At 70.9% G+C, this 22,453-nt stretch carries 22 protein-coding genes and 1 tRNA gene; 19 read left to right on the top strand and 4 right to left on the bottom strand.

Annotation, left to right across the window (positions count from 1 at the left end; genetic code table 11):
- Positions 1-49: 49 nt before the first annotated feature.
- The gene (locus tag OG730_RS07775) at positions 50-820 is read right to left on the bottom strand and encodes an SDR family oxidoreductase (protein ID WP_327303514.1); all 771 of its coding nucleotides are present in this window, start codon (positions 818-820) and stop codon (positions 50-52) included.
- 170 nt (positions 821-990) lie between these two features.
- Between OG730_RS07775 and OG730_RS07770 the strand changes: the two genes are divergently transcribed.
- The 3 genes from OG730_RS07770 to OG730_RS07760 all read left to right on the top strand — a co-directional run bounded on the left by OG730_RS07770 (position 991) and on the right by OG730_RS07760 (position 3,902).
- Entirely contained in the window at positions 991-1,605 is a 615-nt protein-coding gene (locus OG730_RS07770) for a dihydrofolate reductase family protein (protein WP_327303513.1), read from the top strand.
- A gap of 143 nt (positions 1,606-1,748) precedes the next feature.
- The gene (locus OG730_RS07765; protein WP_327303512.1) at positions 1,749-2,663 is read left to right on the top strand and encodes a DMT family transporter; all 915 of its coding nucleotides are present in this window, start codon (positions 1,749-1,751) and stop codon (positions 2,661-2,663) included.
- 54 nt (positions 2,664-2,717) lie between these two features.
- Entirely contained in the window at positions 2,718-3,902 is a 1,185-nt protein-coding gene (locus OG730_RS07760; protein ID WP_327303511.1) for a cytochrome P450 family protein, read from the top strand.
- A 20-nt stretch (positions 3,903-3,922) separates the two neighbouring features.
- Here OG730_RS07760 and OG730_RS07755 read toward each other — a convergent pair whose 3' ends face one another.
- Positions 3,923-4,927: a Gfo/Idh/MocA family protein gene (locus OG730_RS07755; protein WP_327303510.1), complete on the bottom strand. Its 1,005-nt coding sequence runs from the start codon at positions 4,925-4,927 to the stop codon at positions 3,923-3,925.
- Positions 4,928-5,156: 229 nt separating this feature from the next.
- Here OG730_RS07755 and OG730_RS07750 point away from each other — a divergent pair, with 229 nt between their 5' ends.
- From OG730_RS07750 to OG730_RS07690, 13 genes are all read left to right on the top strand, one after another.
- Entirely contained in the window at positions 5,157-6,176 is a 1,020-nt protein-coding gene (locus tag OG730_RS07750; RefSeq protein ID WP_442814853.1) for a sugar ABC transporter substrate-binding protein, read from the top strand.
- Complete coding sequence (locus OG730_RS07745; RefSeq protein WP_327303508.1) at positions 6,173-7,228, top strand: ABC transporter permease; 1,056 nt, start codon at positions 6,173-6,175, stop codon at positions 7,226-7,228. Before OG730_RS07750 ends, OG730_RS07745 begins: the two co-directional genes overlap by 4 nt.
- Positions 7,229-7,230: 2 nt before the next feature.
- Entirely contained in the window at positions 7,231-8,115 is an 885-nt protein-coding gene (locus tag OG730_RS07740) for an ATP-binding cassette domain-containing protein (protein WP_327303507.1), read from the top strand.
- Between the two features lie 16 nt (positions 8,116-8,131).
- Positions 8,132-9,295, top strand: a complete 1,164-nt coding sequence (locus OG730_RS07735) for an ROK family glucokinase (RefSeq protein ID WP_327303506.1) — start codon at positions 8,132-8,134, stop codon at positions 9,293-9,295.
- Positions 9,292-9,882 (top strand): hypothetical protein, encoded by a 591-nt coding sequence (locus OG730_RS07730; protein WP_327303505.1) that lies wholly within the window; start codon positions 9,292-9,294, stop codon positions 9,880-9,882. Before OG730_RS07735 ends, OG730_RS07730 begins: the two co-directional genes overlap by 4 nt.
- 46 nt (positions 9,883-9,928) lie before the next feature.
- Positions 9,929-10,003: transfer RNA gene (locus OG730_RS07725), tRNA-Trp, on the top strand.
- Positions 10,004-10,065: 62 nt separating this feature from the next.
- Positions 10,066-10,698, top strand: a complete 633-nt coding sequence (locus tag OG730_RS07720) for an MBL fold metallo-hydrolase (RefSeq protein WP_327303504.1) — start codon at positions 10,066-10,068, stop codon at positions 10,696-10,698.
- A 30-nt stretch (positions 10,699-10,728) separates the two neighbouring features.
- Positions 10,729-11,508: an exodeoxyribonuclease III gene (locus tag OG730_RS07715; protein ID WP_327303503.1), complete on the top strand. Its 780-nt coding sequence runs from the start codon at positions 10,729-10,731 to the stop codon at positions 11,506-11,508.
- 128 nt (positions 11,509-11,636) lie between these two features.
- Positions 11,637-12,077 carry a DUF6278 family protein gene (locus tag OG730_RS07710; protein WP_327303502.1) on the top strand — a complete coding sequence of 147 codons (441 nt, stop codon included), beginning with the start codon at positions 11,637-11,639 and terminating at the stop codon, positions 12,075-12,077.
- A gap of 198 nt (positions 12,078-12,275) precedes the next feature.
- The gene (locus OG730_RS07705) at positions 12,276-13,019 is read left to right on the top strand and encodes an amino acid ABC transporter ATP-binding protein (protein ID WP_327303501.1); all 744 of its coding nucleotides are present in this window, start codon (positions 12,276-12,278) and stop codon (positions 13,017-13,019) included.
- An 11-nt stretch (positions 13,020-13,030) separates the two neighbouring features.
- Positions 13,031-13,975: a glutamate ABC transporter substrate-binding protein gene (locus OG730_RS07700; protein ID WP_327303500.1), complete on the top strand. Its 945-nt coding sequence runs from the start codon at positions 13,031-13,033 to the stop codon at positions 13,973-13,975.
- Positions 13,976-13,992: 17 nt separating this feature from the next.
- Positions 13,993-14,637, top strand: a complete 645-nt coding sequence (locus tag OG730_RS07695) for an amino acid ABC transporter permease (RefSeq protein WP_327303499.1) — start codon at positions 13,993-13,995, stop codon at positions 14,635-14,637.
- Positions 14,634-15,521: an amino acid ABC transporter permease gene (locus tag OG730_RS07690; protein WP_327303498.1), complete on the top strand. Its 888-nt coding sequence runs from the start codon at positions 14,634-14,636 to the stop codon at positions 15,519-15,521. Before OG730_RS07695 ends, OG730_RS07690 begins: the two co-directional genes overlap by 4 nt.
- Positions 15,522-15,571: 50 nt before the next feature.
- Here OG730_RS07690 and OG730_RS07685 read toward each other — a convergent pair whose 3' ends face one another.
- Both OG730_RS07685 and OG730_RS07680 read right to left on the bottom strand, forming a co-directional pair.
- Complete coding sequence (locus OG730_RS07685) at positions 15,572-17,170, bottom strand: CocE/NonD family hydrolase (RefSeq protein ID WP_327303497.1); 1,599 nt, start codon at positions 17,168-17,170, stop codon at positions 15,572-15,574.
- 123 nt (positions 17,171-17,293) lie between these two features.
- Positions 17,294-18,508 carry a L,D-transpeptidase gene (locus OG730_RS07680; protein WP_327303496.1) on the bottom strand — a complete coding sequence of 405 codons (1,215 nt, stop codon included), beginning with the start codon at positions 18,506-18,508 and terminating at the stop codon, positions 17,294-17,296.
- 235 nt (positions 18,509-18,743) lie between these two features.
- On the opposite strand from OG730_RS07680, the gene OG730_RS07675 reads away from it, so the two are divergent.
- The 3 genes from OG730_RS07675 to OG730_RS07665 all read left to right on the top strand — a co-directional run bounded on the left by OG730_RS07675 (position 18,744) and on the right by OG730_RS07665 (position 22,450).
- On the top strand, positions 18,744-19,919 hold the full coding sequence (locus OG730_RS07675; protein ID WP_442814852.1) for a lipid II:glycine glycyltransferase FemX: 1,176 nt from the start codon (positions 18,744-18,746) through the stop codon (positions 19,917-19,919).
- Complete coding sequence (gene murJ / locus OG730_RS07670) at positions 19,865-21,691, top strand: murein biosynthesis integral membrane protein MurJ (protein ID WP_327303494.1); 1,827 nt, start codon at positions 19,865-19,867, stop codon at positions 21,689-21,691. Before OG730_RS07675 ends, murJ begins: the two co-directional genes overlap by 55 nt.
- Before the next feature lie 75 nt (positions 21,692-21,766).
- On the top strand, positions 21,767-22,450 hold the full coding sequence (locus OG730_RS07665; protein ID WP_327303493.1) for a response regulator: 684 nt from the start codon (positions 21,767-21,769) through the stop codon (positions 22,448-22,450).
- The last annotated feature ends 3 nt before the right edge of the window (positions 22,451-22,453 follow it).

The following is a 22,453-nucleotide window of genomic DNA, read 5'->3' as shown; positions in this document are numbered from 1 at the left end:
GGCCGCCCACGGCCTACGGGCCGGCCACGGCTTACGGGCCGGCCACGGCCTACGCCGCGTGGCCGCCGTCCACCGAGAACTCGGCGCCCGTGACGTACGCGGAGTCCGGGCCCGCCAGGAAGGACACCATGGCGGCCACCTCTTCCGGCGTGGCGAAGCGGCCCAGGGCCGTCATGGCCGACTGCGAGGCGGCGTACGGGCCGTTCGCCGGGTTCATGTCGGTGTCCACCGGGCCCGGGTGGACCAGGTTGGCGGTGATCCCGCGCTCGCCGAGCTCCCGCGAGAGGGCCTTGGTGAGCCCGGTCAGCGCCGCCTTGCTCATCGCGTACAGGGTGCCGCCCGGCCCCGGCACGCGCTGGGTCATGCAGCTGCCGATGGTGATGATCCGCCCGCCGCGGTCCAGGCGCCCGGCCGCCGCCTGGGAGGCCAGGAAGGCGCCCCGTACGTTGACCGAGAGGACCCGGTCCACGTCCGCGAGGGTGAGCCCCTCCAGCGGTCCGAGCACGCCCGCCCCGGCGTTGTTCACCAGGACGTCGAGCCGGCCCAGGCCCCGTACCGTCTCCTCGACCACCGCGGCGGCCCGCTCCGCGTCCCCCGAGTCGGCGCGCAGCGCCAGGCCGCGCCGCCCGAGCGCCTCGATCTTGCCGACCACCTGGGCCGCCGCGGCGCTGTCGCTGACGTAGGTGATCGCGACGTCGGCACCGTCCCGCGCCAGCCGCAGGGCGGTCGCCGCGCCGATTCCCCTGCTGCCACCGGTCACCAGGGCCACTGCGGTGCCCGTGCCCGTGCCGGTGCCGTTGTCGCCGCCATTGCCGTTCATGGTGTTCCTCCCGCGTCGATTGGTTGTGAGTTCAATGAAATCGCCCAGGGAGCAAAGGCGCTGGCGGGAAACGGACATCGCGTTCGCGCGCGCCGGAGCGATGAGTTCCGGGCGGCCCGGGAGTCTGAACCCGTGACAGTGGACGTACCGGAGCCAAGGAGCGCAGTGCCATGGGAAAGCTGACCCTCACCACCTTCCTGACCCTCGACGGCGTGATGCAGGCACCGGGGGGCCCGGAGGAGGACCCCAGCGGCGGGTTCGCGTACGGCGGGTGGCTCGTGCCCTTCGCCGACGAGGGCATGGGGGAGTTCATCACCGAGGTCTTCGACCGGGCCGGGGCCTTCCTCCTCGGGCGCCGGACCTACGAGATCTTCGCCGCGTACTGGCCCCAGCACGACGACCCCGCCGACCCGGTCGCGAGCAGGCTGAACGGGCTGCCCAAGTACGTGGCTTCGACCACGCTCAAGGAACCCGCCTGGGGCCCCGCCACGGCGATCGACGGGGAGCAGCTGCAGAGCGAGGTCGTACGGATCAAGGACGCGACCGAGGGGGAGGTGCAGGTGCACGGCAGCGGCGCGCTCGCGCGGTGGCTGCTGGCGCGGGACCTGGTGGACGAGCTGAACCTGCTGGTCTTCCCCGTCTTCCTGGGCGGCGGGCGTCGGCTGTTCCCGACGGGCGGGCTGCCGACGGCCTTCGAGCTGACGGGCTCCCGCACCACCTCGGCCGGCACGGCCATCCACAGCTACCGGCCGAAGGGGCGCGCCGCGTTCGGCACCTTCGAGTGACACCGGGGTTCAAGCCGGGGTTCAGGCCAGGGATCAAACCGGGGATCAAAAGGCTCGACCGGCCGATCACGCTCGGGTAGCTTGGGCGCTTCCCCCGTGCGAGCCGCCGTAGTCTCCACCTGCCTTCTGCCGTTGGAGAACCGGTGTCCACTCTCGCCGCCCCCGCTCCCGTCGCCGCCCCCCGCCGGGCCTGGCTCGCCGATCTGCCGGTCCTGCTGGTCGCCGTCGTCTGGGGCGGCAGCTACCTCGCCGCCAAGGGCGTCACCACCACGCACACCGTGATCGCGGTGCTCGTCCTGCGCTTCGCGCTGGTCCTGCCCGTCCTCGCCCTCGCCGGCCGGCGCAAGCTGCGCGCGCTGACGCCCGCCCAGCTGCGCGGCGCCGGAGTACTGGGACTCGTACTCGGCGGGATCTTCCTGCTGGAGACCTACGGGGTCGTCCACACCTCGGCCACCAACGCCGGGCTCATCATCAGCCTGACCATGATCTTCACCCCGCTCGCCGAGTCGGCCGTCCGGCGCGAAGCCCCTTCGCCCGCCTTCCTCGGCGCCGCGGCCGTCTCCGTCTGCGGAGTCGTGCTCCTCACCCAGGGGGCGGGCTTCACCACCCCGAGCACGGGCGACCTCCTCATCCTCGGCGCCGCGCTCGCGCGGACGGCGCACGTCCTGCTCATGGCCCGGATCAAGGCCGTGCAGGAAGCCGACTCGCTCTCCCTGACCACCGTCCAGCTCGGGACGGCGGTCGCCGTGTTCGCCGTACTGGCCCTGCTGCCCGGAACCGGCGCGAGCCCCTGGGCGGCCGCCGCCGACTTCGGCCCGGCCGAGTGGGCCGGACTCGCCTTCCTCTCCGTCTTCTGCACCCTGTTCGCCTTCTTCGTGCAGATGTGGGCCGTCCGCCGCACCTCCCCCTCCCGCGTCAGCCTGCTCCTCGGCACCGAACCCCTGTGGGCCGCCGCGGCGGGCATCGCACTGGGCGGCGAGCGGCTCGGCGCGGCCGGGTTCGCCGGGGTCGCGCTCGTACTCGCGGGTACTGCCTGGGGGCGGCGCGCGGCTGGCTGAACGAATGTCCGAAAGCCGCTCGGGATATGTCAACTCCCGCTCTAGGGTGGCGACATGCCGGTTCTGGACCTCAGTTCGATCGCTGAAGACTTCAACGAGAACCCCTACCCCCACTACGCGCGCCTGCGCGCGGAAGGGCCGCTCCACCGCGTGAAGGCGGCGGACGGCCAGGAGGTCTGGCTGATCGTCGGTCACCAGGAGGCCCGCCAGGCCCTCACACACCCCGCGGTGTCCAAGAACTGGCTGACCTCCGGGATCTACACCGACCGGGAGCGGACCGAGGCCAGCGCCAACATGATGCGCGCCGACCCGCCCGACCACACCCGGCTGCGCCGGCTGGTCTCCCGCTCCTTCGCCCCGGGCCGGATCGAGGGACTGCGCGCGCGCATCCAGGAGATCGTCGACGGACTGCTCGACGCGATGGAGGCCCTTCCCGGGCGTCGGGCCGACCTGATCGAGGCCTTCGCGCAGCCGCTGCCCATGACCGTGATCTGCGAGCTCCTCGGGGTTCCCGAGGCGGACCGCGGCGCGTTCCACGGCTGGATCACCGAGATGGTCTCGCCCACCGGGGTCGAGTCGGAGAACGCGGCCGTGCGCGCCATGACCGCCTACACGGCCGGGCTCGTCGACGCCAGGATCGCCGATCCGGGCGAGGACCTGCTCAGCGACTGGGTGACCAGCAGGGACGACGGGGGCGACCGGCTCTCGCGGCGGGAACTGGTCGCCATGGCCGTCCTGATGATGGTCGGCGGGCACGAGACCACCGTGCACCTGGTCTCCAACGGGATGCGGGCGCTCCTGGCCCACCCCGACGAGCTCGCCGCCCTGCGCGCCGACCCCGGCGGCCTGATCGACGGCGCCGTCGAGGAGATCCTGCGCTACGACGGCCCGGTCGAGACGGCCACGTTCCGCTTCGCCGGCACGGACCTGGAGATCGGCGGCACCTTCATCGAGGCGGGCTCCGCCATCCTGGTCTGCCTCGCCGCGGCGGACCGGGACCCCGCCCGGTTCGACAGCCCCGACACCTTCGACATCCGCCGCCCCGGCCGGGGCGGGCACATCGCCTTCGGCCACGGCATCCACCACTGCGTCGCCGCGCCGCTCGGCCGGCTGGAGGGCCGGATCGCGATCCGGTCCCTGGTGGAGCGCTTCCCGGCCCTCCGGGAGGAGCCGGCCGTCCTCGAATGGGCGCCCGGGACCCTGGTCCGGGGGACCACCCGCCACCCGGTGCGCTGGTAGCGGCCGTGCGGGGGCCGACCTCAGAGATCAGCGAGCTCCTCCAGCGCCACGCCGCGCCGCTCCCGCCGCGAGAGCTCGCAGGCCTCCGCCACCCGGAACGCGGCGAGCGCCTCGACCCCGTCGCACGGATTGGGCCCCTCGCCCCGCACCAGCCGGACGAAGGCCGCCAGCTCGGCCTCGTAGGCGGGAGCGAAGCGTTCCAGGAATCCCGGCCACGGCTTGGTGGCCGGGGGCGGGCCCTGGGGTTCGGTCGAGGCGATCGGCGTACGGTCGTCCAGGCCCGTGGAGACCTGGTCCAGCTCCCCGGCCAGCTCCATCCGCACGTCGTACCCGGCGCCGTTGCACCGCGTCCCGGTACTGGAGACCAGCGTCCCGTCGTCCAGGGTGAGGACGGCGGCGACCGTGTCGACGTCCCCGGCCTCCCGGAACCGCGCCGGCCCCGCGTCCGACCCGGTCGCGTACACCTCGCGCACCTCGTGACCGGTCACCCAGCGGACCATGTCGAAGTCGTGCACCAGGCAGTCTCGGTACAGCCCGCCCGAGGTCCGCAGGTACGCGGCGTCCGGCGGCGAGGGATCCGCCGTCGTGGTCCGTACGGTGTGCAGCCGGCCCAGAGCCCCGGAGCGGACCAGCTCGCGCGCCGTCGTGTAGCCCGCGTCGAAGCGGCGCATGAAGCCGAGCTGGAGCACCCCGCCGACGGCCGCCACCTCGCGCAGCACCCCCAGGGTGCGGTTCAGGTCCGGGGCGAGCGGTTTCTCGCAGAACACCGGCAGCCCGCCGCGGACGGCCCGTACGACCAGGTCCGCGTGCCCCTCGGTGGCGCAGGCGATCACCACCGCGTCCACGCCCCAGGTGAAGATCTGCTCGACGGTGGGCGCGGCGGTGGCCCCGAGCCGGTCGGCGAGGCGCACCGCCCGCGCGGGGTCGGCGTCGGCGAGCAGCAGCGAGCTCGCGTCCGCCTGCCGGGCCAGTGCCGCCGCGTGGAAGGAACCGATCCGGCCCGTTCCGATGAGCCCGATGCGCATGCACTCAACGTGACCCCGTCCGGGGGAGCTGTCAATCTGTCCCGCTGTGTCCGGCACGGTCCGCAATGACCCCGATGGCTCGCATGGTGCACTGTGACGGATACTGGGCGGCTGCGGCTTGACACATATGATCGTTTTGACGACCGGGTACCGCGGCGGGACAGCGCTCGCGGAGCGGGCCGGCAAGCGAGCCGACAAGCGACCCGACAAGCGAAAGGCACGGGCAGACGTGGCTAGGGTTCGGACAGGGGTACGCCTCGTGGGCGCGGTGCTCGCGGCGGTACTGGGTGCCTCCCTCGTGGGCTGCAGCAGTACGGGCGGCAAGCGCGCCGAGGACCGCGCGAAGGCCGAGGCGGCGGGCCGGCCCGCCGTCTCCACCCCGCGCTGGACCTTCGCGATGGTCACCCACGCGGGCGACGGCGACACCTTCTGGGACATCGTGCAGAAGGGGGCCAAGGAGGCCGCGGCGAAGGACAACATCAACTTCGTCTACGCCCACGACGACCAGGCACAGCAGCAGGCCCAGTTCGTCCAGAACGCCATCGACCAGAAGGTCGACGGGCTGATCGTCTCCCTGGCCAAGCCCGAGGCACTCAAGGACGTCCTCGCCAAGGCCGTCAAGGCCGGCATCCCGGTGATCACGGTCAACTCCGGATCCGCCCAGTCCGCCGAGTACGGCGCGCTCACCCACATCGGCCAGGACGAGGTGATCGCCGGCGAGGCGGTCGGCACCGAGCTGGGCAAGCGCGGCCGCAAGAAGGCCGTCTGCGTCCTGCACGAGCAGGGTAACGTGGGCCACGAGCAGCGCTGCGCCGGAGCGAAGAAGACCTTCGGCGAGTCCGGCGGGACCATGGAGAACCTGTACGTCGAGGGCACCAACATGCCGTCCGTCCAGGCGGCCCTGCAGGCCAAGCTCCAGGCCGACCCCTCCGTCGACGCGATCGTCACCCTCGGCGCGCCCTTCGCTCCCACGGCCGTCAAGGCCAAGGACGCGGCGGGCAGCAAGGCCGAGGTGGACACCTTCGACCTGAACGCCTCGGTGGCCCGCGACCTGAAGTCCGGCGCCCTCGGATTCGCCGTCGACCAGCAGCCCTACCTCCAGGGCTACGAGGCCGTCGACCTGCTCTGGCTCTACCGCTACAACGCCGACGTGCTCGGCGGCGGCCTGCCGGTGCTCACCGGGCCGCAGATCGTCACCGGGGCCGAGGCCGCCACGCTGGAGAAGTTCATCAACCGGGGCAGCCGATGAGCACCGCCACCAAGGCCCCGGCTCCCGCCCCCGCCCCGCGCGACGAGAGGCTCGCGCCCACCTCGCTGCTGCGCCGCCTGCTGGGCCGGCCCGAGCTCGGCGCGGTGGTCGGCGCGGTGGCCGTCTTCGTCTTCTTCTCCTTCGCGGCCGACAGCTTCCTGCGGGCTTCCAGCCTGAGCACGATCCTGTACTCGGCCTCCACCATCGGCATCATGGCCGTCCCGGTGGCCCTGCTCATGATCGGCGGAGAGTTCGACCTGTCCGCCGGGGTCATGGTCACCTCATCGGCGCTGCTCAGCTCGATGTTCAGTTACCAGATGACCGCCAACGTCTGGGTGGGCGTCCTCGTATCGCTGCTGGTCACCCTGGGGATCGGGTTCTTCAACGGGTTCATGCTGACCCGTACGAAACTGCCCAGCTTCATCATCACGCTCGGCACCTTCCTGATGCTGACCGGCCTGAACCTCGGCTTCACCAAGCTGATCAGCGGCTCGGTCTCCACCAAGACCATCGCCGACATGGAGGGCTTCTCCTCCGCCCGCGCGCTCTTCGCCTCGCAGTGGACCTTCGGCTCGGTCACCCTCAAGGTCACCATCCTGTGGTGGCTGGTGCTGGTCGCCGTGGCCACCTGGATCCTGCTGCGCACCCGCGCCGGGAACTGGATCTTCGCCGTCGGCGGCGGCGCGGACGCGGCCCGCGCGACCGGGGTACCCGTCGTGAAGACCCGTATCGGCCTGTACATGGGCGTCGCCCTGTGCGCCTGGATCTCCGGGCAGCACATCCTCTTCTCGTTCGACGTGGTCCAGTCGGGCGAGGGGGTCGGCAACGAGTTCCTCTACATCATCGCCGCCGTCATCGGCGGCTGTCTGATGACCGGCGGCTACGGCTCGGCCATCGGCTCCGCCGTGGGCGCCTTCATCTTCGGCATGACCAGCAACGGCATCGTGTACGCGCAGTGGAACCCGGACTGGTTCAAGTTCTTCCTCGGCGCGATGCTGCTGCTGGCCACGCTGCTCAACGCATGGGTCCGCAAGCGGGCGGAGGCGAAGTGACGATGACCGACACCGGAACCCGGACGTCCCCGGACCCGTCCGCCCCCGCCCTGGTGAAGCTGACCGACGTCAGCAAGTACTACGGCAACATCCGCGCCCTCCAGGGCGTCTCCCTGGAGGTCTCCGCCGGCGAGATCACCTGCGTGCTCGGCGACAACGGCGCCGGCAAGTCCACCCTCATCAAGATCATCGCGGGGCTGCACCGGCACGACGCCGGCACCTTCGAGATCGAGGGCGAGGAGACCGTGCTCGCCAACCCGCGCGCCGCCCTCGACCACGGCATCGCCACCGTCTACCAGGACCTCGCCGTGGTCCCGCTCATGCCCGTCTGGCGCAACTTCTTCCTCGGCTCCGAGCCCACCAAGGGCCGCGGCCCCTTCCGGCGGCTCGACGTGGAGCTCATGCGCGAGACCACCCGCGCCGAGCTGCTGCGCATGGGCATCGACCTGCGGGACGTGGACCAGCCCATCGGCACCCTGTCGGGCGGCGAGCGGCAGTGCGTGGCCATCGCCCGCGCGGTCCACTTCGGCGCCAAGGTCCTCGTACTCGACGAGCCCACCGCCGCCCTCGGCGTCAAGCAGTCCGGGGTGGTCCTCAAGTACGTGGCCGCGGCCCGTGACGCGGGTCTCGGCGTGGTCCTGATCACCCACAATCCGCACCACGCCTACCTGGTCGGGAACCGTTTCGTCCTGCTCAAGCGCGGCACCATGGCGGGCAGCCACACCCGCGAGTCGATCACCCTGGACGAGCTCACCCGGCAGATGGCGGGGGGCTCCGAGCTCGACGAGCTGAGCCACGAACTGGAGCGGGTGGCAGAATCAGGTCCTGACGACACGCCCCGACCCGAAAACACATCCGGCCCCACTCCGGGCACCACCGCACCCTGAGGGACGACACGACTCGATGAGCACGTACCGGGACTTCACGCTCGCCCACCGGGGGGCGGCGCGGGGCACCGTCCTGCGGACCATCGGGACCCGTGAGCGCAGGTCGCACCTGACCGCACCGCGCGTTCCGACCGTCGGCATCGACATCGGCGGCACCAAGGTGATGGCCGGGGTCGTCGACGCCGACGGGGTCATCCTGGAGAAGATCCGGACCGAGACCCCGGACAAGTCCAAGAGCCCCAAGGTCGTCGAGGACACCATCGTCGAGCTGGTCCTCGACCTCTCCGACCGGCACGACGTGCACGCCGTGGGCATCGGCGCCGCCGGCTGGGTCGACGCCGACCGCTCCCGCGTCCTGTTCGCCCCGCACCTGGCCTGGCGCGACGAACCGCTGCGCGACGCGCTCCAGTCCCGGCTCGCGGTCCCGGTCATGGTGGACAACGATGCCAACACCGCCGCCTGGGCCGAATGGCGCTTCGGCGCCGGCCGGGGCGAGGACCACCTGGTCATGATCACCCTGGGCACCGGGATCGGCGGGGCCATCCTCGAAGGCGGCCAGGTCAAGCGCGGCCGCTACGGGGTCGCGGGCGAGTTCGGCCACATGCAGGTGGTCCCCGGGGGACACCGGTGCCCCTGCGGCAACCGCGGCTGCTGGGAGCAGTACAGCTCCGGGAACGCCCTGGTCCGCGAGGCCCGCGAGCTGGCCGCCGCCGACTCCCCGGTCGCCCACAACCTCATCGCCCGCGTCGGCGGCAACGTCCAGGAGATCACCGGGCCGCTCATCACCGAGCTGGCCCGCGAGGGCGACGCCATGTGCGTCGAGCTGCTCCAGGACATCGGGCAGTGGCTCGGCGTCGGCATCGCCAACCTCGCGGCCGCCCTCGACCCCTCCTGCTTCGTCATCGGCGGCGGCGTCAGCGCCGCCGACGACCTGCTGATCGGCCCCGCCCGCGACGCCTTCCGCCGCCACCTCACCGGCCGCGGATACCGCCCCGAGGCCCGTATCGCCAAGGCCCAGCTCGGCCCCGAGGCCGGCATGGTCGGCGCCGCCGACCTCTCCCGGCTCGTCGCCCGCCGCTTCCGCCGGGCCACGCGCCGGCGCGTCGAGCGGTACGAGCGCTACGCGCAGTTCGGCCGGCGCGACACCTCCACCGGCCTCGAGGACCAGGAAAAGCAGTGACACCGCCCTCCCTGCCCCGCCAGGCCCCGTCCCCCGACGAGCGGTCCGGCGGGCCGATCCCCGCCGAGGACCGCAAGCACGTGGTGCGGCGCCGCTGGATCACGGCGATCATCATCCTGCTGCTGGTCGGCGTCCCGGCCGGCTACCTCGCCGTCTCCGCCCAGCAGAGCCGCCAGAGCGGCCGCGACAAGGCCTCCAAGGTCGGTGCCGCGCAGGTCCGCCCCGGCTGGCCCTCCAAGGTCCAGCGCAGCATCTACGAGGTCCCGATCCCGGCGACGGCCTCGCGGGTCGGCTACCTGGAGACCAACAACTGGCACACCAGCCGGCTGTACGCGCAGTTCGGGGTCACCCCGGAGGAGCTCGACACCTTCCTGGCCGACGTCGGCACCAGCCGGGAGGCGCTGACCAGCGGAGTGTCGGTCTCCCCGAGCGACACCAGGATCGCGGGCTGGAACTGGGACACGGAGGGCAGCTGGTCCGGGATCACCCTGGAGGGCCCGGACCGCCGCCCCACCCGCGACATCACCGTCGACCTGAGCCACCCCGGGTACCCCAAGGTCTACGTGGTCTCCAAGGCGGTGCCGTAGACCGCGCCGGGCACCGCGCCCCGCGAGTACAGTGCGTCCCGGGGGCGGGGCCGTAGCGCAGAGGTCGTCGCGCGCGGTCTCCAAAATCGCGAGGACGCCGGTTCGAATCCGGTCGGCTCCGCCTTCCCGGGGTGGCTCCGCCTTTCCGGCGTGTACGGGCCCCCGCGCGGCTAGCCTTGGATCATGAAGCTCACCAAGCGGCTGCACTCCTGCGTCCAGCTGGAGAAGGACGGGCTCGTGCTCGTCATCGACCCGGGCGCCTTCAGCGAAGCGGACGCCGGCCTCGGCGCCGACGCCCTGCTCGTCACCCACGAGCACCCCGACCACTTCGAGGAGGGCCGGCTGCGCGCCGCCCTCGACGCGAACCCGGCGGCGCGGCTGTGGACCCTGCGCAGCGTCGCGGAGAAGCTCGCCCCCGCCTATCCGGGCCGCGTCCACACGGTGGGCCACGGGGACACCTTCACCGCGGCCGGATTCGAGGTCCAGGTGCACGGCGAGCTGCACGCCGTGATCCACCCGGACATCCCGCGGATCACCAACGTCGGCTTCCTGGTGGACGCTTCCGTCTTCCATCCGGGGGACGCGCTGACCGTGCCCGCGACCCCCGTCGAGACCCTCATGCTCCCGGTGCACGCGCCCTGGAACAAGATCGCCGAGGTGATCGACTACGTCCGCGAGGTCAAGCCGCGCCAGACCCTCGCCATCCACGACGCCGGTCTGACGGACCTCATCCTGCCGATCTACGCCACCCAGATCGGCAACCTCGGCGGCGCCGAGTACGGCCGGCTCACCCCAGGGCACGCGGCCGAACTGTGACTGTCGGTGCCGGGCGGTAGGTTGGACGGCATGCGTATCGCCACGTTCAACGTCAACTCGATCACCGCCCGGCTGCCGCGCCTGCTGGCCTGGCTGGAGAGCTCCGGTACGGATGTCGTGTGCATCCAGGAGACCAAGTGCTCCGCCGAGCAGTTCCCGTACGAGGAGCTCCGCGCGCTGGGCTACGAGTCGGCCGTCAACGCCACCGGCCGGTGGAACGGCGTGGCCCTGCTCTCCAAGGTCGGCCTGGAGGACGTGGTCGTGGGGCTGCCCGACGGCCCCGACTACGAGGGCGTCCAGGAGCCCCGCGCCATCTCCGCGACCTGCGGCGGCGTGCGCGTCTGGTCGGTGTACGTGCCCAACGGGCGCGAGGTCGAGCACGACCACTACGGCTACAAGCTGGACTGGTTCCGGGCCCTGTCCACCGCCGTCGCCGAGGACGCGGCGGGGGAGCGTCCCTTCGCGGTGCTCGGCGACTTCAACGTGGCCCCGACCGACGAGGACGTCTACGACCCGGCGGTCTTCGAGGGCCTGACCCACGTCACCCCCGCCGAGCGGGCCGCGCTGGAGGCGCTGCGCGCCGCCGGACTCTCCGACGTGTTCCCGCGCGCGCTCAAGTACGACCGGCCGTACACCTTCTGGGACTACCGGATGCTGGCCTTCCCCAAGAACAGGGGCATGCGCATCGACCTGGTCTACGGCAACCCGGCCTTCACCAAGGCCGTCACCGACTCCTATGTGGACCGCGAGGAACGCAAGGGCAAGGGCGCCTCGGACCACGCCCCGGTCGTCGTCGACCTGGCGCTCTAGGCCGCCCCGCCCCGCCCGGCGGGAGCACCGGACCGGGCGGGGCGGTGCGATCGCCGGACGGCAGCCCGGCCCGTGATCCTCAGGCGCGCCCTATGGCCGGTGGCGGATCCTGGTGTCAGGCTGAGCCCATGAACATCCCTTTTCTGGCCAACTGGATCAACCGACATGAAACGGACCGGGGCGCGGGACTCGCCGCGGCCCTCGCGGACGATCCCGAGGGCATCAACGAGTTGTTCGCCGAATGCGAGATGCTGCGCGCCCACGCGCGCCAAGCCGGGCTCGAACTCGACGAGACCCCGGGCTCGTTGGAGGAGATCGACCAGCTGATGCCGCGTTGGCGCCGGGACCCGGAGATCACCCCGTGGCTCGGCAACGACGCGGGCTTCTACCTCGGGACCGTCATCATCCGCTCCGTCGCGGGCGCCGCCTGGCAGGTGTGGCCCAACGGGCAGCCGATGATCCGGCTGGCTTCGGGCCGCGAGCTGAACGTGGTCGAGTCGGGGGTGTCCTGGGCGATGACGGGATCCCCCGAGCTCAGCCAGGCGTACGCCGAGGCATCCGAGGGCTGAGCCGCTTCCGGAGCCGGGCCGCCTCCGGAGCGAGCCGCTCGCGGAAGCCGCGCCGCCGCCTCCGGAGGGCCGATCTCCACGGAAGGCTGACCTCGCGGGCCTTTATGCGGCTTTTAGGCGTGTCGCGGTGAAGTGCCCTTCCGCGGCTGGATAGTTTGCGCTGACCTCGACACACCGACAAAGTGGGCAGGGCAGCGTATGGCCGTCGATCCGTTGATCGAGCTGCGGGACGTCAACAAGCACTTCGGACAACTGCACGTCCTCCAGGACATCAACCTCACCGTCGGCCGCGGGGAGGTGGTGGTGGTCATCGGCCCCTCCGGCTCCGGGAAATCGACCCTGTGCCGGGCGATCAACCGACTGGAGACCATCGAGTCGGGCACGATCACGCTCGACGGGAAGCCGCTTCCGGCCGAGGGCAAGGAGCTCGCGTCCCTCCGGGCGGACGTGGGGATGGTCTTCCAGTCCTTCAACCTCTTCGCGCACAAGACGGTGCTCGCCAACGTCTCCCTCGCCCAGATCAAGGTCAGGAAGCGCAAGAAGGAGGAGGCGGACAAGCGCTCCCGCGAGCTCCTGGAGCGGGTCGGTCTCGCGAACCAGGCCGAGAAGTTCCCGGCCCAGCTCTCCGGAGGCCAGCAGCAGCGCGTGGCCATCGCCCGCGCTCTCGCCATGAACCCCCAGGCCCTCCTCTTCGACGAGCCCACCTCCGCGCTCGACCCGGAGATGATCAACGAGGTGCTGGAGGTCATGCAGCAGCTCGCCGCCGAGGGCATGACCATGGTCGTGGTCACCCACGAGATGGGCTTCGCCCGCTCCGCCGCCAACCGCGTCGTGTTCATGGCCGACGGAAGGATCGTCGAGGACCGGACCCCGGAGGCCTTCTTCACCGCCCCCGAGAGCGAGCGGGCCAAGGACTTCCTCTCCAAGATCCTCAAGCACTGAGGGGCGGCCCGATGAGACACCATCCGACGAACCCCCCGAAGCGACGCGTCCGCGCCCGCGCCGCCGCCCTGGCCCTGACCCTCGTCCTCGTGGGCGCCCTCGCCGGCTGCGGGAAGTCCGGCAGTCCGCCGGTCAAGGGCCCGCAGCCCGAGGACCTGCCCGTCTACCAGGTGGCGACCGGCTTCCAGCTGCCGGACTCCCCGACCTGGACCAAGGCCAAGAAGCGCGGCCACCTCGTGGTCGGCGCCAAGGAGGACCAGCCGTACATGGGGGAGAAGGACCCCGCGAGCGGCCGCTACTCCGGCTTCGACATCGAGATCGCCAAGATGATGTCGGCCTCGCTCGGCTTCGACCCCAAGACGATCGAGTTCAAGACCATCGCCTCCGCCAACCGCGAGACGGCCCTGCAGAACGGCCAGATCGACTACTACGTGGGCACCTACACGATCAACGAGAACCGCAAGAAGCAGGTCGGTTTCGCCGGCCCCTACTTCCTCGCCGGACAGTCCCTGCTCGTACGGAAGGGGGAGACGGAGATCAAGGGCCCCGAGGACCTCGACGGCAAGAAGGTCTGCTCGGCCGCCGGCTCCACCCCCTACCAGCGGCTCCAGAAGGAGTTCCCGCGGGCCGTCCTCGTCGCCTACGACACGTACTCGGTCTGCGTGGACAACCTGCTGACCTACCAGGTCGACGCCGTCTCCACCGACGACTCGATCCTCCTGGGCTACGCGGCCAAGGTCCCCGAGGAGCTGAAGGTGGTCGGCAAGCCCTTCTCCGAGGAGCCCTACGGCATCGGCGTCCCGCGCTCCGACAACGCGCTGCGGTTCGCCCTCGACGACGCCCTCGCCGCGAACGAGAAGAACGGCAACTGGAAGAAGGCCTACGGGGCCACGCTCGGCCTCTCCGGCCAGCCCGCGCCAGCGCCGCCCGCCATCGACCGCTACCCGGCGAGCTGAGGGGAGAGCGCACCGCCATGGACGTACTCACCGAAAACTTCTCGCTCTACGGCAAGGGATTCCTCGGCACCGTGGAACTCACGGTCTACGCCTCCCTCCTGGCCCTGGTCCTCGGTTTCCTGATGGCCTCCTTCCGCGTCGCCCCCGTCGGCTCCTTCCGGGTCTTCGGCACCGTCTGGGTGACCATCCTGCGCAACACCCCGCTCACCCTGCTCTTCTTCGCCGTCCTGCTCGGCCTGCCCCGCTTCGGCCTGGTCCTGCCCTTCCAGCTCTTCGCCGTGCTGGCCCTGGGCTGCTACACCTCGGCCTTCATCTGCGAGGCCCTGCGTTCCGGCATCAACACCGTGCCCAAGGGCCAGGGCGAGGCGGCCCGCAGCCTCGGCATGTCCTTCGGCCAGACCCTGGGCACCGTCGTCCTGCCCCAGGCCTTCCGGTCCGTCATCCCGCCCATCGGCTCCACGCTGATCGCGCTCGCCAAGAACTCCGCGATCGCGGGGGCGTTCAGCGTCACCGAGCTGCTGGGCACGTACAAGACCCTCAACGAGCTGGGCTACAGCATCATCTGGACCTTCGTCTGGATCGCGGTGGGCTACCTGATCATCACCCTGTCCATCAGCGCGCTGTTCAACGTGCTCGAAAAGCGCTTCGGAGTCGCCCGATGACCGCGCACGCGCTCCACGGTGACCTGGAGTCCACCGCCCTCTACGACCTGCTGGGCCCGCGCGCCCAGCGCCGCCACTTCTTCTACGGGATCGCCTCGACGCTCGTCATCCTCGGGCTGCTCGGCTGGCTGCTGTACCTGCTCTTCGACACGAACCAGTTCACCGCCGCCAAGTGGAGCCCCTTCACCTACAAGGGCATCCAGGAGCTGCTGCTCAAGGGACTCTGGAACACCCTCAAGGCCTTCGCCTACGCCTCGGTGCTCTCGCTCGTGCTCGGCGCGGTGCTCGCCACGGGCCGGCTCTCGGTCCACCGGCCGGTGCGCTGGGTGTCCACGCTGTGCGTGGAGTTCTTCCGGGCCATGCCGGTGCTGGTGATGATCTTCTTCATCTTCGTCGCGCTCAAGGTCCAGCCGCTGCCCGCGCTGGTCGCCGGACTGACCCTGTACAACGGCTCGGTGCTGGCCGAGGTCTTCCGCACCGGCATCAACTCGGTGGAGAAGGGACAGCGTGAGGCCGCGTACGCCCTGGGCATGCGCAAGACCCAGGTGATGACCTACGTCCTGGCCCCGCAGGGGGTCCGGGCGATGCTGCCCACCATCATCAGTCAGCTCGTGGTCGCCCTGAAGGACACTTCGCTCGGCTACCTGATCACCTACGAGGAGTTCCTGCACGCGGGCAAGCTGATCGCCTCCAACCTCGACTACGACCTGCCCTTCATCCCCGTCGTCATGATCATCTCGCCGATCTACATCGGGATGTGCATGCTCCTGTCCTGGTTCGCCACCTGGGTGGCCCGGCGCGAGCGCCGCAACCCCAAGACGAGGGCGGTCGACGTCGACATCGACACGGCCGACCCCTCGGCGGCGCTGCCGGGCCGGATCTGACCCGGAGGGCGAACCCCCAGAGCCACACCCGGCCCGGCTGCAGCCGTGGATCACTGCTCGCGCAGCGGCACCGAGACGTACGAGGGATCGGTGCGCGGCGAGGAGAAGGTCAGCTGCGCGCCGGTCGGGTTGTGCTCGATGTACAGCGGGTCGACGGTGTCGACGACCACCGCGAGGCGGTGCCCGGCCGGGACGTCGTAGGCCGTGGAGAAGAGCTCCAGGTCCACCCCGAAGGCCTGGCCGGCCGGCTTGCCGTGGAAGGTGTACGGGGCGTTGCTGATCAGCTTCCCGATGCCGAGCGGGCCCACGTCGTAGAGGTACGCGACGAAGGTGCCGTCCGACTTCGAGGGCGTGACGGTGGTGTGCAGCTTGACCGTGCCCCGGACGCGGCGCTCCTCCTCGTAGCGCGGGGACTGCCAGACGGCGGCGAAGGCGCGGGGGAGCAGCGGGATGGAGGCGGTGGGTGGCGCCTGGGAGATCTGGTCGAGCAGGCTGGAGAGCATGACGATCCCGCCGTTGGCGCCGGAGTCGATGCCCGTGAAGAGGTGCTCGCTGTCGGAGAGCGTCAGCTTCTGGGCGCCGCCGGAGCCGACCGACTTCCAGTCGGCATAGCCCTCGTACCCGCCGTCGCTGCGGGGCTTGATCTGCACCGGGGCCTCGGCGTCGACGCCGTTGGGCGCGCCCTTGAGGTAGTGGTCGAACCAGCGGTGGGCGTTGGTCCAGGTGTCGTTGGGCAGTCCGAGGAGCCCGGTCAGCTCGGCGGTGGCGTGGTCGCCGGGACGGAACTCCAGGCGCTTGGGCCCGGTCAGCTTCTCGAAGAACTTCGCGTACTGGTTGGGCGGGAAGATGGTGTCGCCCCAGGCGTTGCCGAGCATGATCGCGGCGCCGTTGGCGTTGATGGCGTCCACCTTCTCGGCGGCGGAGCGCTTCTTGCCCCACTCGATCATCTGCGGTTCCCTGTCCAGCCTGGAGCCGAGGAAGTCGCCGAGGATCTGCTGGAGTTCGGGGCCGGGGCGCCCGGTGAGGAAGCCGGCGCCGCCGAGCAGGGCGGCGGCCTGGAGGTGCTGGGTGCGGCCGGAGTAGATGGACTCGATGAGATCGGCCCAGCCGCTGAGCGCGACCACGGCCTTGATGCGCGGATCGCTCGCGGAGGCCAGCAGGCTGATGCCGGCGCCGTACGAGACCCCGCCCGTGCCGATGTGGGCGGCGTCGGCCGGGGTGTTCGCGAGCGCCCAGTCGATGACGGCCGAGACGTCGGCGACGTCCTTCGGGCCGGCGGTCTCGATCTCGCCGCCGGAGAGCCAGAAGCCGCGGGAGGTGTAACTGACCACCACGTAGCCGGAGTCGGCGAGCTGCTTGGCCTGGGCGATGTATTCGATCTGCGGCAGGCCCCAGCTGGTCGGCAGCACGATCAGCGGATACTTCGCGCCGGCTGCCGCGCCGGCGGGGGTGAAGACGTTGCCCTTGAGGGTGATGCCGCCGGAGCCGGGGATGTCGTGGAAGGTGACCGCCGGTGCGGCTTCCGATGCGGCGGCGATCGTGCGTGCGGGAGCCGCCTGGGCCTGATGGGGGGCCAGGCCCAGGGCGGCTGCCGCGAGTACGGCTGCCATGGCGGCCGCGGTGCTGGTGGTGCGGACCGTGCGGACCATCGATCGCTCCTCGCGTGTGCCGGGTGTCAAAGTGACCCGACGGTAACGGGAGGGGCTTACCGGTAGTAACCCGTGGGTAAGTTACGTGCCGGTAACGATTGAACTATGGTCAGTCGGCGGGGGTCAGCCGACCTGCGGGGTGCCGGTCACGGCGCTCTTGGCCTGCCACTGCTCCCAGCTCAGGTTCCACTCGCCGTAGCCGTTGCCGAGGTCCGGGTTGCCCTTGGAGCCCTCGCCCACGACCTCGAACGGGTCGCCCACCTGGGCAGCGCCGTAGAACGTCTTGGCGTTCGCGTCGCTCATCCCCACGCAGCCTGAACTGGTGTTGGCGCGACCGAAGTTGGCGGTGTTCCACGGCGCCGCGTGCACGTACATGCCCGACCAGGTCAGCCGGATCGAGAAGTCGACCATCTTGTCGTAGGAGTCGCCCAGGCCCACCGTCTGGGAGTCCATCCGGATGGTGCCCTCCTTCGACATCATCACCATCTTCCCGTCCCACGAGGCCTTCTTGCCGCCGGGCGTGCCCGCCGAGATCGGGATGGTGCTGACGACCGCGCCGTTCTCGGTGACCGTCGCCTTCTTCGTGTCGAGGTTCACCTTCACCTCGCGGTCCTTGCCGATCTTGAACTCGGTCGAGTAGTCCTTGACGAACGTCCCGCCGCCGGGGCCGGAGTCGACCCCGTTCAGGTTCATCTCGACCTTCACGTCGGTGCCGGACTTCCAGTACTCCTTGGGCCGCCAGTCGATGCGGTCCTTGCCCGAGTAGTCCGTGATCCAGCCCCACGAGCCCTCGGTGTTGTTCGAGGTGGTGACCTTGAGCGCCTTCTCCACCTCGGCCTTGTTCTTCACCTTGTTGTCGAAGGCGATCGACACGGGCATGGCCACACCCACGGTGCTGCCCTTGGGGATGTTGATCACGACCTTGTTCACCTTGTCGGGGGCCGAGGTCTTGAAGGCCGTGGTCGCGCTCTGGCTGTCCGTGTTCTGGGCCTCGACCTTGTACTCGGAGGATGGCAGGGCATTGCCCTTCGAGACCCAGGTCTTCCCGTCGGCGGATATCTGCCCGGCCAGTTCACCGCCCTTGGCGTCCGTCACCTTCACCGTCGCGAGCTTGCCCTCGGCGATCGTCACGGTCACCGGCGCCCCCGCCTTCACCTGGTCCCCGGCGAGGTTCACCGAGACCGCCATGGCCGGCTTCTCCTTCATCTCAGCCTTGGCTCCGCCACCCGCCGTGGCGGAGCCGCCACCGCAGGCCGCCAGCGAGGCGGCCAGCAGGGCGGTGCCGGCCGCCAGGGCGGTGCGGCTGCGTACAGAGAAGACCCGGCGTGTGCGGCTCAACGAAAACCCCTCCGAAGTAATGATCGTCCGCAAAAGAAGATGCGAACGGAACAACTCTAGGTTGCGGGAGATCAGGAAAACTTCAGGATTTCCTATGTGACATGGACCGCAGCGATACGGTCATCGTCCGGTCACAATCGCCGGACACCGCGGTCACGGGCGCCTGTGAGAGTCCTGTGCATCAGCCGATTTGGACGCGCAGGACGTACAGGACGTACAGGAAGGCCGGTCAGCCGTGTGTGCACTGCTCGTGACCCCCACTCAGCAGCACCAGACCCGAAGCCGGGACAGGGAGCTCACCGTGCGCTCGCTGTCCGTTCCGGAATACCAGTCATTCCTTTCCCGGCACGGTCGGGCCAGCTTTCTCCAATACCCTTCCTGGGGCAGCGTAAAGGACCTTTGGCGATCGGAAAGGGTCGGATGGCACTACCCCGGCGGTGAAATAGAGGGGGCCGGACTCGTGCTCTACCGTCAATTCCCCGGCACCCGCAAATACTTCGCCTACCTCCCCGAAGGACCCGTCGCGGACTGGGCCGACCCCGACATCGACCGCTGGCTGACCCCCCTCAAGAACCACCTCAAGGCCTCCGGCGCCTTCGCCGTCCGCATCGGCCCGACCCCCGCCTACCGCCGCTGGGACGCGGCCGCCGCCAAGGCCGGCACCGGCCCGGGCCGGCAGATCTCCGACGTGCTCGCCACCGAGGTCGACCCGGTCGGCGCCGCCCTCGCCGACCGGCTGCGCACCCGCGGCTGGAAGCGCTGCGGCGGCGAGGACGACGGCGACGCCCAGCCCCGCCACGTCTTCCGCGTCCCGCTCGCCGGGCGCACCCTCGACGACCTGTGGTCGGGCCTGAACCAGGAGTGGCGGCGCAATGTGCGCAAGGCCACGAAGGCGGGCGTCGAGACGGTCATCGGCGGCGCCGCCGAGCTGCCCGAGTTCTACCGGCTGTTGCGCCTCACCGAGGAGCGCGACGGCTTCCGCCTCGGCCGCTCGCTCGCGTACTACCAGCAGCAGTACGAGGTCCTCAACGCCGAGGAACCCGGCCGCATGCGCCTCTACCTGGGCGTTCACCAGGGGGAGATCCTCGCCGCGCACACCATGATCGTGGCCGGCAGCCGGGTCTGGTACCAGACCGGCGCCTCCGCGGACCACCGCCGCGAGGTCCGCCCCAGCAACGCCCTGCAGTGGCGCATGATGTGTGACGCACATGCCCTCGGAGCGGACGAATACGACATGCGCGGGGTACCCTCCACCCTCGACCCCGAGACACGTTCCTTCGGGCTGCTGCGCTGGAAGCTCGGCACCGGCGGGCAGGTCGTCGAAACCCTCGGCGAGTGGGAGACCTCCATGGACGGATGCGCCAACACGGCCCTCTACAAGGCGTTCCAGGCGTACATGGCCCGCCGGTGACCCTCGCAGACCCCAGAGCGGCCGGTGTCCCGGCCGCGCAGGACACCGGCACCGAGCGCAGCGGCACCGAGCACACCGGCACCGAGCACACCGGCACCGGACCGGCGCCGGAGAACGGCACCGACAGCGCGGCACCGAAGAAGACCTCGGTGCTGCGCAGCGGCGCGCTCATGGCCGCGGGCTCGATCGTCTCGCGGGCCACCGGCTTCGTCCGCTCCGCCGTGATCGGCGCCGCCCTCGGCACCACGCTGCTCGGCGACGGCTACGCGGTCGCCAACACCGTCCCCAACATCCTGTACATCCTGCTCATCGGCGGCGCCCTCAACGCCGTCTTCGTGCCCGAGCTGGTCCGCGCCGCCAAGGAGCACGCCGACGGCGGCGCCGCCTACACCGACCGGCTGCTCACCGCCTGCACGGCCGCGCTGGTGGTCCTCACCGCCGCCGCCGTCCTGGCCGCCCCGCTGATCGTCTCGGCGTACACCGGCTACAGCGGCGCCCAGGGGTCCACCACCGTGGCCCTGGCCCGGTACTGCCTGCCGCAGATCCTGTTCTACGGGCTGTTCACGCTGCTCGGGCAAGTGCTCAACGCCCGCGGCCGGTTCGGCGCCATGATGTGGACCCCGGTCCTCAACAACCTCGTCGTCATCGCCGTCTTCGCGCTCTTCCTGACCGTCTCGCACAGCTCGAGCGGGACGCTGAGCGCCTCCGACACCCGGCTGCTGGGCATCGGCACCACCGCGGGCATCGTCGTCCAGGCCCTCGGCCTGATCCCCTCGCTGCGGGCCGCCCGCTTCCGCTGGCGCCCCCGCTTCGACTGGCGCGGCAGCGGACTGGCCCGCCCGCTGCGCAACGCGGGCTGGCTCGTCATGCTCGTGCTGACCAACCAGATCGCGTACTGGGTCGTGACCCGGCTCTCCACCACCACCGGCCGGCACGCCGTCGCCGAGGGCGTCGCGGGCGGCGCCGGCTACCTCGCCTACAGCAACGCCTACCTGCTGTGGATGGTCCCGCAGGGCATCGTCACCGTCTCCCTGGTCACCGCCCTCATGCCCCGGATGAGCGCCGCCGCCACCGACGGCGACCTCGCGGCCGTGCGCAAGGACGTCTCCTACGCGCTGCGCTCCACCGCGGCCCTGATCGTCCCCGCCGCCGCGCTCTACGCCGCCCTCGCCCCCTGGGTGATCGGCGCCGTGTTCGAGCACGGCAACACCGGCGCCTCCGACGCGGCCGTCATGGCCGGGATGCTCATCGCCTTCGCGCCGGGCCTCATCGCCTACTCCGCGCAGTACGTGCTCTCCCGCGGCTTCTACGCCCTCTCCGACACCCGGACCCCCTTCTTCCTCAACCTCACCATCGCCGCCCTCAACGCCGGGCTCTCGGCCGCCGCGTACCTGTTGCTGCCGCCGCGCTGGGCGGTCACGGGCATGGCCGCGGCCGGCTCGGTCGCCTTCGGCGTGGGCGCGGCCGTCACCGCGTACGTCCTGTCCCGGCGGCTCGGGCCGCGCGCGGGGACCCGTACGGAACGCCGGAGCACGGCGGCACGGACCCACCTGCGGCTCGTCGCCGCCTGCGCCCCGGCGGCCGTCGCCGGGTACGCGGCCGCGCGCTCGGCCGACCGGTTCGCGGACCTCCCCGGGATGCTCGGGAACATCACCGGGGCCGCGGCGGGAACCGTGGTGATCGTCCTCGTCGTCGTACTCCTTGCCCGCCCCCTGCGGATCATGGAGATCACCGACCTGCTGGCCTCCGTGCGGCGCAGAACCGGTCGCTGACCGGCCCGGCTTCCGGCCGCCCACATCGGCCGAAAGCGGGAGGGGACCGATCCGCGACCCTGGAATACTGACCCGATGCCACGCGTACTGCTGATCGAGGACGACCCTTCCATCAGGGAGGGCGTGGGTCTCGGCCTGCGCCGCCGAGGGCACGACGTGAGCGCCGCGGAGACCGGCGAGGCCGGACTCGAGCTGATGGCGAGCTTCCACCCCGAGCTCGTCCTGCTCGACCTCATGCTGCCCGGCATCAACGGCGTCCAGGTCTGCCGCCGGATCCGCGAGACCAGCCAGGTCCCGATCATCATGCTCACCGCGCGCGGGGACGACTTCGACATAGTCGTCGGCCTGGAGGCCGGCGCCGACGACTACATCGTCAAACCCGCCCGCACCGAGGTCATCGAGGCCCGCATCAAGGCCGTGCTGCGCCGCCTCACCGAGCCCGCGGGCGGCCGCCCCGACGTGGAGTTCCACGGGGAGCTGGCCGTCGACCGCGCCGGGCTCACCGTCGCCAGGAACGGCGAACGCCTCCCCCTGGCCCCCAGCGAGATCAAACTCCTGCTGCACCTGTCGGCCTCGCCCGAGCAGGTCTTCTCCCGCCAGCAGCTCCTCGAATACGTCTGGGAGCACAGCTACCACGCCGACGCCCGGCTGGTGGACGCCTGCGTGCGCCGCCTGCGCCACAAGATCGAGGACCCCGACGGCGCCCCCCGCTACATACAGACCGTGCGCGGCTTCGGCTACCGCTTCGGCCCGCTGTAAGCG

This window comes from Streptomyces sp. NBC_01298, assembly GCF_035978755.1.
Classification (GTDB): domain Bacteria; phylum Actinomycetota; class Actinomycetes; order Streptomycetales; family Streptomycetaceae; genus Streptomyces.
This window is presented reverse-complemented; position numbering and strand designations above follow the sequence as displayed.